The sequence below is a fragment of the Nostoc sp. CCY 9925 genome (genome assembly GCF_963920935.1).
Taxonomy (GTDB): domain Bacteria; phylum Cyanobacteriota; class Cyanobacteriia; order Cyanobacteriales; family Nostocaceae; genus Nostoc.
The window spans coordinates 1-8,842 of record NZ_CAWUDO010000181.1 but is presented as its reverse complement, the minus strand read 5'-3'; the positions used below and the strand labels follow the sequence as shown (position 1 = coordinate 8,842).

7 protein-coding genes are annotated in these 8,842 nt (G+C 44.9%); 6 read left to right on the top strand and 1 reads right to left on the bottom strand.

What is annotated here, in order from left to right; all coding sequences use genetic code 11:
- From ACM0OY_RS38420 to ACM0OY_RS38395, 6 genes are all read left to right on the top strand, one after another.
- Positions 1 to 398: GNAT family N-acetyltransferase (locus ACM0OY_RS38420; protein WP_414573962.1), on the top strand; the 398-nt coding region annotated here is incomplete at its 5' end.
- Positions 399 to 432: 34 nt separating this feature from the next.
- On the top strand, positions 433 to 1,626 hold the full coding sequence (locus ACM0OY_RS38415; RefSeq protein WP_414573961.1) for an NAD(P)/FAD-dependent oxidoreductase: 1,194 nt from the start codon (positions 433 to 435) through the stop codon (positions 1,624 to 1,626).
- A 170-nt stretch (positions 1,627 to 1,796) separates the two neighbouring features.
- Entirely contained in the window at positions 1,797 to 2,444 is a 648-nt protein-coding gene (locus tag ACM0OY_RS38410; RefSeq protein WP_414573960.1) for an HAD-IA family hydrolase, read from the top strand.
- Between the two features lie 447 nt (positions 2,445 to 2,891).
- Positions 2,892 to 3,752: a Tab2/Atab2 family RNA-binding protein gene (locus ACM0OY_RS38405; protein WP_414573959.1), complete on the top strand. Its 861-nt coding sequence runs from the start codon at positions 2,892 to 2,894 to the stop codon at positions 3,750 to 3,752.
- Positions 3,753 to 4,106: 354 nt separating this feature from the next.
- On the top strand, positions 4,107 to 5,420 hold the full coding sequence (locus ACM0OY_RS38400) for a TldD/PmbA family protein (protein WP_414573958.1): 1,314 nt from the start codon (positions 4,107 to 4,109) through the stop codon (positions 5,418 to 5,420).
- 302 nt (positions 5,421 to 5,722) lie between these two features.
- The gene (locus tag ACM0OY_RS38395) at positions 5,723 to 8,386 is read left to right on the top strand and encodes a chloride channel protein (protein ID WP_414573957.1); all 2,664 of its coding nucleotides are present in this window, start codon (positions 5,723 to 5,725) and stop codon (positions 8,384 to 8,386) included.
- 102 nt (positions 8,387 to 8,488) lie between these two features.
- On the opposite strand, the gene ACM0OY_RS38390 is transcribed toward ACM0OY_RS38395, so the two are convergent.
- A complete protein-coding gene (locus ACM0OY_RS38390) occupies positions 8,489 to 8,680 on the bottom strand; it encodes a hypothetical protein (protein WP_414573956.1) in 192 nt (63 codons plus the stop codon).
- Positions 8,681 to 8,842 lie beyond the last annotated feature (162 nt).

The window sequence follows — 8,842 nt, the reverse complement described above, 5'->3', positions numbered from 1 at the left end:
TTCTCCGTATTTATTTATCTTTACATAGTTTGGTTTTTTCGTGCCGACTTACTTATTGTGCAGTCAATGACTTATTAAAAACAGATCGACAATTGTACTGTCTTGATGAAACTGATAATGTTTATGCAATTGACTTATTTATAGGCGAAACCGATTATTGGAATCAAGGAATTGGGACAAAAATCCTGTCAGTAGTTATTAACTATCTTTTTGAACAAGTACAAGCAAAGAAAATTGTCATCGACCCGCACGTTGATAATCCTCGTGCTATTCGCTGCTATGAGAAATCTGGTTTTGTAAAAATAAAGTTATTGCCTGCTCATGAACTCCATGAAGGTGAATACTTGGATTGTTGGCTGATGGCGATCGCGGCAAAGAAATCATTACACTTAAGTTAGTTGCCCTCCTAGTATTGACCGTCCCATAGAATCGATGACTCAACAAACTTCTAGAATCTGCATCCTTGGTGGAGGCTTTGGTGGTCTCTACACAGCCTTGCGTTTAAGCCAGTTACCTTGGGAATCTACACAAAAACCCGAAATTGTTTTAGTAGATCAAAGCGATCGCTTTCTATTTTCTCCCTTCCTCTACGAATTACTCACTGGCGAACTGCAAACCTGGGAAATTGCCCCACCATTTGAAGAACTTTTACAAGGTACAGGGGTACGTTTTTATCAAGGAGTAGTATCTGGAATTGACATCGACCAACAACGGGTCAACTTACACGAAGGGCCGCAAATCCCTTACGACCGATTAGTATTGGCGCTAGGAGGAGAGACACCGCTAGATTTAGTACCAGGTGCAGCAGCCTACGCCTACACATTCCGGACAATCTCCGACGCCTATCGTTTAGAAGAACGCCTGCGATTTTTAGAAGAATCCGATGCTGATAAAATTCGAGTAGCGATCGTTGGGGCTGGTTACAGTGGCGTAGAGTTAGCTTGTAAGCTAGCCGATAGACTAGGTGAAAGAGGACGCTTTCGGATTGTTGAAATCGCCGACCAAATCTTGCGAACTTCCCCAGAATTTAACCGTGAAGCAGCCAAAAAAGCTTTAGAAGCCCGTGGTGTGTTTCTCGATTTAGAAACCAAAGTCGAATCAATCGACCAAGATACCATCTCCCTAGAGTATAAAAATCAGGTAGACACAATTCCCGTCGAATTAGTAATTTGGACAGTGGGAACACGAGTTGCACCAGTAGTGAAATCGCTTCCCCTCAAGCAAAATCAGCGCGGTCAAATCAGCACTACATCTAATCTGCAAGTCTTCGAGCATCCAGAAATCTTTGCCTTGGGAGACTTAGCAGACTGTCATGATGTAGAAGGGCAACAAGTCCCCGCCACCGCCCAAGCAGCCTTCCAACAAGCTGATTACGCTGCTTGGAATATTTGGGCTTCTCTTACCAATCGTCCCCTACTTCCCTTCCGCTATCAACAGTTAGGAGAAATGATGGCATTGGGGAAAGACAACGCTACCCTCGCTGGCTTAGGAATCAAACTAGAAGGGCGTTTGGGATACATCGGTCGTCGTCTTGCTTATTTATACAGGTTGCCAACTTTAGACCATCAGCTTAAAGTTGGTTTTAATTGGCTAGTCCGTCCTATTATAGAAACACTTTCTAAATAGGGAAATAGGGACTGGGTACTGGGTACTAGGTATTGGGAAGAGTTACGGGGCAGAGGTGATGGGGCACAGTGGAAACACTTACTGTCACCTTCCCTCTGCTCTTAATTCGGCATTCCCCATTCCCCATTCCCCAGTCCCCAGTCCCCAGTCCCCAGTCCCTAGTCCCCATTATGGAACAACCGAAAGTTATTTTTTTAGATGCTGTGGGCACACTCTTCGACGTTAAAGGCAGTGTGGGTGAAGTTTATAGTCAGATAGCCCAGGAGTTCGGCGTTACAGTTTCCGCCGAGACATTAAATACAGCTTTCATCCAAAGCTTTAAAGCATCGCCACCACCCATATTTCCAGATGCAGAGCTGCAAGATATCCCCCAGCGTGAGTTTGATTGGTGGCGGATAATTGCCCTGAACACTTTTGAAAATGCAGGTGTTCTCAAGCAATTTTCTGACTTTTCAGCTTTTTTTAGCGAACTTTATATTCACTTTGGTACTGGCGAACCGTGGTTTATCTATCCCGATGTCCTACCAGCTTTAATCAATTGGCGACAGTTGGGAATTACTTTAGGAGTGCTGTCTAATTTTGATTCCCGGATTTACTCAGTATTGCAAAGTTTGGGATTGAGAGAGTTTTTTAGTTCTATTACTATTTCTACCCAGGTACGTGCAGCAAAACCCGATCCTCAAATTTTTGCCATTGCCTTAAACAAACATAAATGTTCTCCAGAGGCAGCATGGCATGTTGGCGATAGCATTGCCGAAGATTATTACGGAGCCAAAGCTGCTGGTTTGAGAGCCGTTTGGATTAACCGTAGTAAATAGACCTGCCTTGAAAATAGGGACTGGGGATTGGGGACTGGGGACTGGTGAAGAAATATTTTCATTCCTTCGTTGTGCTCGCGTAGCGTGCGCTTTGCGCTCACCGTGTTCATGGAGTCTGTTGCAAAAGTCTTACTTTGCGTTCTCTTCTCTGCACCCACCGAAGTTCAGATGCCTGCCGCAAGCTACCCTTTAGGCGTCTACGGCGGAAGCCGCCGCTCCGACTTCTCTGTGCGCCTCTGCGTGAGACAAAAAATATTTATGTAAGAGGTCTATTCTACGACGAAGCTCAAAGTTTCAAAAGTTTCATGTTATGTCTCCCCACACTCCCACACTCCCCACACCTCCCACACTCCCCACACTCCCCACTCCCTTATTCCCCATGCTGCCCTAACACTCGTATGATCGAGATATTAGGAAAACATAACAACCAGATTTTCACCGTAAAACATGGGCAGTATTTGGGAAATCGATTTTTACTCTCGTCCGATTTTAGACGCCAACCAAAAAAAAGTTTGGGAAGTCTTAGTCTGTGAAAGTCCTTTGGATACCAACACAACAGCAGATTCTTTGTTTCGCTATGCTCAATATTGTCCCAGTACCCAGGTAAATTCGGGCTGGTTGCGGACTGCATTGGAGGAGGCTATTAGCCAAGCTGGAAAAGCGCCAATTAAAATTCGCTTTTTCCGCCGCCAAATGAATAATATGATTACGAAAGCTTGCCAAGACTTGGGGATTCCCGCGCAGCCCAGCCGCCGTACTTTGATTCTCAACCAATGGTTAGAACAGCGGATGCAGGAAGTATATCCTCAAGAACCAGGGTATCAAGGGGGAACTAATCCCTCAGTCCGTTTGGAGAAACCTTTGCCGCAACGTTTACCAGATGCTTTGGAAGGACAGCAGTGGGTATTTGTGAGCTTACCAGCCGGGGATCTGGCAGAGATGTCAGAGTGGGAAATTGGCTTTGGTGAAGCTTTCCCGCTAGAGTTGGCGCAAGTATCATCTGAAACTCGTATTCCTGGTGTTTTGATTTTCTCATCTAGAGCCTTGCCTTTGGCGGGCTGGATGTCTGGTTTGGAGTTGGCTTTTTTGAAAGTTGACACCACCGAAGAGACAAAATTGCTTTTAGAAACTGGTGTTACTGAAAGCTGGATTGTGGCAAATATCAAAAAATCTCAAACTTTAGCAGAAGCCAAAGGTTTTGAAGAAGCTAAGCAAAAAGCTAATGGTGTGCATTTTCTGGGTGTACAGTCCGATCCGCAAGCGGAATCATTTGCTGGTTTTTGGCTGTTGCAAGAGGTTAATCTTTGAAAATGGGGAGATGGGGAGCAGGGAGCAGAGGGGAAAGAGGAAATTTTTCATTCTCCCCCTTGCCCCCCTTCAAGAACTGCCCCTCTTCCCCATGACGCCACTTGCTTCAAGTCGGCAAAGCCGCCCAACGCAGTGGCTCCCTAATGACAAATGACAAATGACAAATGACCAAAAATTGCGATCGCCTAAGAAACGTTGAGACATGACAATGATTTGGGATAATTATCTGCGTCCGTCAGCGTTGATCTGTGGTTGAAAATTCCAATTACAAAGACGCGCTGATGATTTTTTGGATAATTATCTGCGTCTGTTGGCGTTGATATGCGGTTCAAAATCCACAATTCACTAAGGGTCATGGGTTCTGAAAATTTGTCAAAAGATACACTAGCAGAAGAACTGCTGGAACTAGCCATAAAATCTGGAGCAGAAGCAGCTGAGGTGTATCAGTCGCACTCGCTTTCTCGTCCAGTGTTTTTTGAGGCCAACCGACTCAAGCAGCTAGAAACCAGCCAATCTGAAGGTACAGCCCTGCGGCTTTGGCGAAATGGGCGTCCAGGACTGACGGTGGCTTACGGCTCTGTCCCAGCCCCAGTGATGGTGGAAAAAGCTTTGGCTTTAAGTCAACTTAATCAGTCGGAACCAGTGGAATTAGGCTCTAATTTTCAGCCATCTTACCCAGATTTAGGGGAAAGTGTGCCGATAGAGGTTTTGGTAGACTGGGGCAAGGAAGCGATCGCACTCATCCGCGATGCCTATCCAGATGTTGTCTGCAATGGCGACTGGGAATGTGATGTTGAAACCACTAGACTAGTCAATACTAAAGGTTTAGATTGCCACTACACCGATACTACCCTCAGTTGCTACATATCGGCAGAATGGGTGCGCGGCGATGATTTTTTGAGTGTTTCCGATGGTCAAACCCAGCGGGGCGAACTCCACCCAGACAAATTAGCTAACCAAATTTTACAGCGGTTAATTTGGGCAAGAGAAAATGTTTCATCTCCCAATGGCCGCGTCCCGATTTTGTTTACTTCTAAAGCCGCCGATATGCTTTGGGGTACTGTGCAAGCAGCTTTGAATGGCAAGCTAGTTTTAGAAGCAGCTTCCCCTTGGGCAGAACGCCTGGGTAGCCAAGTCATGGCATCTAGCCTCACTCTCTACCAAGATCCCCAAGCCGGCCCTTACAGTTGCCCTTTTGATGATGAAGGTACTCCGACTCAATTTTTAGTATTTATCCAAAACGGAACTTTAGAGCATTTCTATGGCGATCGCACCACCGGCCGCCAACTCAGTACTAATACTACTGGAAATGGTTTTCGCCCCAGTTTAGGCAGCTATCCCACCCCTGGTTTATTTAATTTTCTCATCCAGCCAGGATCGTTATCGCTACAACAGTTGATTGGACACCTGGATAATGGCTTAATTGTCGATCAAATGCTGGGTAATGGCGGCAGTATTTCTGGAGATTTTTCGATTAACGTTGATTTAGGCTACCGCGTACAAAATGGCCATGTAATTGGACGCGTTAAGGATACGATGGTTGCAGGTAATGTCTACGCAGCTCTCAAGCAATTAGTTACACTCGGCAACGATGCTGATTGGAATGGTTCTTGTTATACTCCATCTCTTATAGTCGAAGGGCTATCCACAACGGGGAGAAGTAATTAAATGGGGATTGGGGCATTGGACATGGAGCATTGGACATTGAGCTAGAGAGTGGAGTTCAAAGACTCATTCACGAGTATCAAAGACTCATTAACGGAGTTCAAAGACTTATTCACGAGCATCAAAGACTCATTCACGAGCATCAAAGACTCATTCACGAGTATCAAAGACTCATTCACGAGCATCAAAGACTCATTCACGAGTATCAAAGACTCATTCACGAGTATCAAAGACTCATTCGCTATTCCCAATGCCCTATGTCCCATGCCCCAATCCCCAATCCTAATCCCTAATCCCCAAAAATTATGTCTCTTCCAATTCTGAATCAGCGCTTTCGCAGTTGGTGGCAGCCTAGAAGAGGTTTAGCGATCGCCGAAGCTTGTGTTATAGGTTTGGTTGCTGCTCTATCTGCGGTGTTGCTGAAAGTCGGTTCGGGATGGCTGGGGACGTGGCGAGTTCAGAGTACTAGTCTTTTACCTGTATGGCTGTCACTCCCGATAGTTGGTCTTGTTATGGGGTTTGTGGCTGGCACTTTGGTGGAAAGGTTGGCACCAGAGGCTTCTGGTAGTGGTATTCCCCAAGTAAAAGCAACTTTAGCTAATGTACCGATTAGGTTATCTTGGCGTGTGGCTGGTGTGAAGTTACTCAGTGCCATGATTACCATCGGTTCGGGCATGACTCTGGGACGCCAAGGCCCCACTGTCCAAGTGGGGGCAGGTTTGGCAGCAGGGATGAGTCGCTGGGTTCCCACTTCTCCAGATCATCGGCGGCAAATGATTGCAGCGGGCGCGGGTGCAGGTTTGGCAGCTGCTTTTAATGCCCCGATCGCAGGTGTATTATTTATCGTGGAAGAGTTACTCCACGATTTATCGGGACTAACTTTGGGAACTGCGATTATTGCTTCGTTTATTGGTGGGGTAATATCCCGGCTTTTAGGTGGTGGTAGTTTAGACCTGAACCTGCAATTAGTTCAATCTTCTAGCCAATTCTCTATCCCCGAAATTCCTTTTTTCCTCGTATTGGGTATTTTGTCCGGCCTACTGGGTGCATTATTTAATCGGGGAATAATATTTAGTATTAAATGTTATCAACGATTACATATCAGCTTACCCCTGCGGGTGGCTTTGGCTGGATTTATTTCTGGTGTTGTGGTGGCAATGCTTCCCCCATCATTCCGTGATAATACGGGGTTAAGAGAATATGTAATTACTGGAGTAGCCCATCCTACTGTAGCAGCGATCGCTTTTGGGGCGCAGTTCATCCTCACACTAGTAGCATTTGGTTCGGGAGCGCCAGGGGGTTTATTCGCTCCTAGTTTAATTTTGGGTTCTTGTTTAGGACACATTATCGGTATATCTGAGTTCTACATCACAGGAGAAGGTTCGCCGACTACTTATGCCTTAGCGGGAATGGGTGGATTTTTTAGCGCTGTCTCCAAGGTGCCAATCACAGCAATTGTGATTGTGTTTGAGATGACTACGGATTTCAATCTGGTACTACCTTTAATGATTGTTTGTGTAGCAGCTTACTTGGTTGCGGAGAAGGCGGTGCCTGGTTCGCTTTATGAAAAACTTTTGGAATTGAAAGGTATTACTCTCACCAAACAAGTTGCTGTGGAGGGAGCATTAACTAAGTTAACTGCCAAAGATGTGATGCAAGAACGGGTGGAAACTCTGGATGCAGAGATGAGCTTGGAAGAAGCAATGCAAGCTTTTGCTCGTTCCCATCACCGGGGTTTTCCCGTAGTAGAGGATAGTAAATTGGTAGGAATTGTGACGCAAACTGATTTGCTGAAAATCCGCGAACGCAATTTAGCCAATGATATTTATTTAAAAGAAATTATGACGCCTGTCCCAATGACAGTAACACCAATCCACACCTTGAGCAATGTACTGTATTTACTTGATCGCTATCAAATTAGTCGCTTACCAGTGGTACATGGACGAAAACTGATTGGGATTATTACTCGTGCAGATATTATTCGAGCGGAAGCAGTCCATCTAAATGCTGATGACAGGAAACCTAAACTGCGACGAGAACCTTCTTATGTAGTTTACCAAACGCGATCGCCCAGCATTGGTAGAGGGAGATTATTAGTACCAGTAGCTAATCCCGAAACTGCGGCTATTTTATTGCAAATGGCAACAGCTATTGCCCGCGATCGCCATTATGAAATAGAGTGCATCCAAGTAATGCCAGTGTCACGTCACACTTCCCCATCTGAAGCACAGGTAAAAACAACAAAAAGTCGCCGCCTGCTCCGACAAGCAGAAGTCTTAGCAAAAAAGTGGCAAATTCCCCTGCATACACAAATTCGAGTTACCCACGATGTCGCTCAGGCAATTTTGGAAACAATCAACGAAGAACACATCGACATAATCCTAATGGGATGGAAAGGTAGCACATCTACCCCTGGTAGGATTTTTGGCAACGTTGTAGACACCATAATTCGCCAAGCCACCTGCGAAGTAGTTTTAGTCAAGTTAGGCAAAACTCAGGAAGACGCGGGGACGGGGGGACATGGGGATACGGGGAAAGAATTCTTGGCGTCTCCCTCAACTCCCCACTTCAACCGTTGGCTAGTCCCAATGGCTGGCGGCCCGAATTCACGAGTAGCAATTAAATTGCTTCCGGCTTTAGTCACCTTGGGGAATAAACCGCAAATTCGCCTAACACAGGTGTTTAAGCCATCTGAGTTGCAGCCAAACATGACAGTTTTAGAAAATGCTATCCGTCAACTGATGCGTAGCCGGAAATTGTCTAGTAGTGTTGTTGGTCTGCCAGTACAAGCTGATTCAGTTGCCGAAGGTGTGATTAAATTAGTGAAAACTGAAAATTACGATGTTGTAGTTTTGGGAGCCTCGCGTGAGGGATTGTTGCAGCAGGCGATTCAAGGTAATATTCCAGAAGCGATCGCTTCTGGTGTAGAAAGTACAGTAATTCTAGTCAGGAGTGCGATTAATAGTTAAATGGCAATAGGCAATAAACAAGAGTAATCAGGGTTTGAGTCTGGTTTATTTTTATTCACATAGTTTCGATTTTATTGTGCCAACTCTACTGAATTGCTTTAATTAGTGATACAAGATACCAATAATCAGAGTAAAAATTATTGGTATTAATATTGGAATAGCAACTACAAGTCCCCACTTGCCAAACTTAATATCCTCACCCTCAGATTTTAAAAACGCAATCCAACCTACAACTCCCATCAAAACCCAAATAAAACCAAAAACGAGAAATATAACAAATACTGAATCTTGCATTTTTCAACCGACCAAATTATTTTCCTAAATTGTCACCAATGTAACTAATATAGTACTCATTATTTGATTGATCGAAAAACTCAGTACAACTCAAAAAAAACTTTTTTCCTATTGCCTATTGCCTATTGCCTATTGCCTATTGCCTATTGCCTATTGCCTATT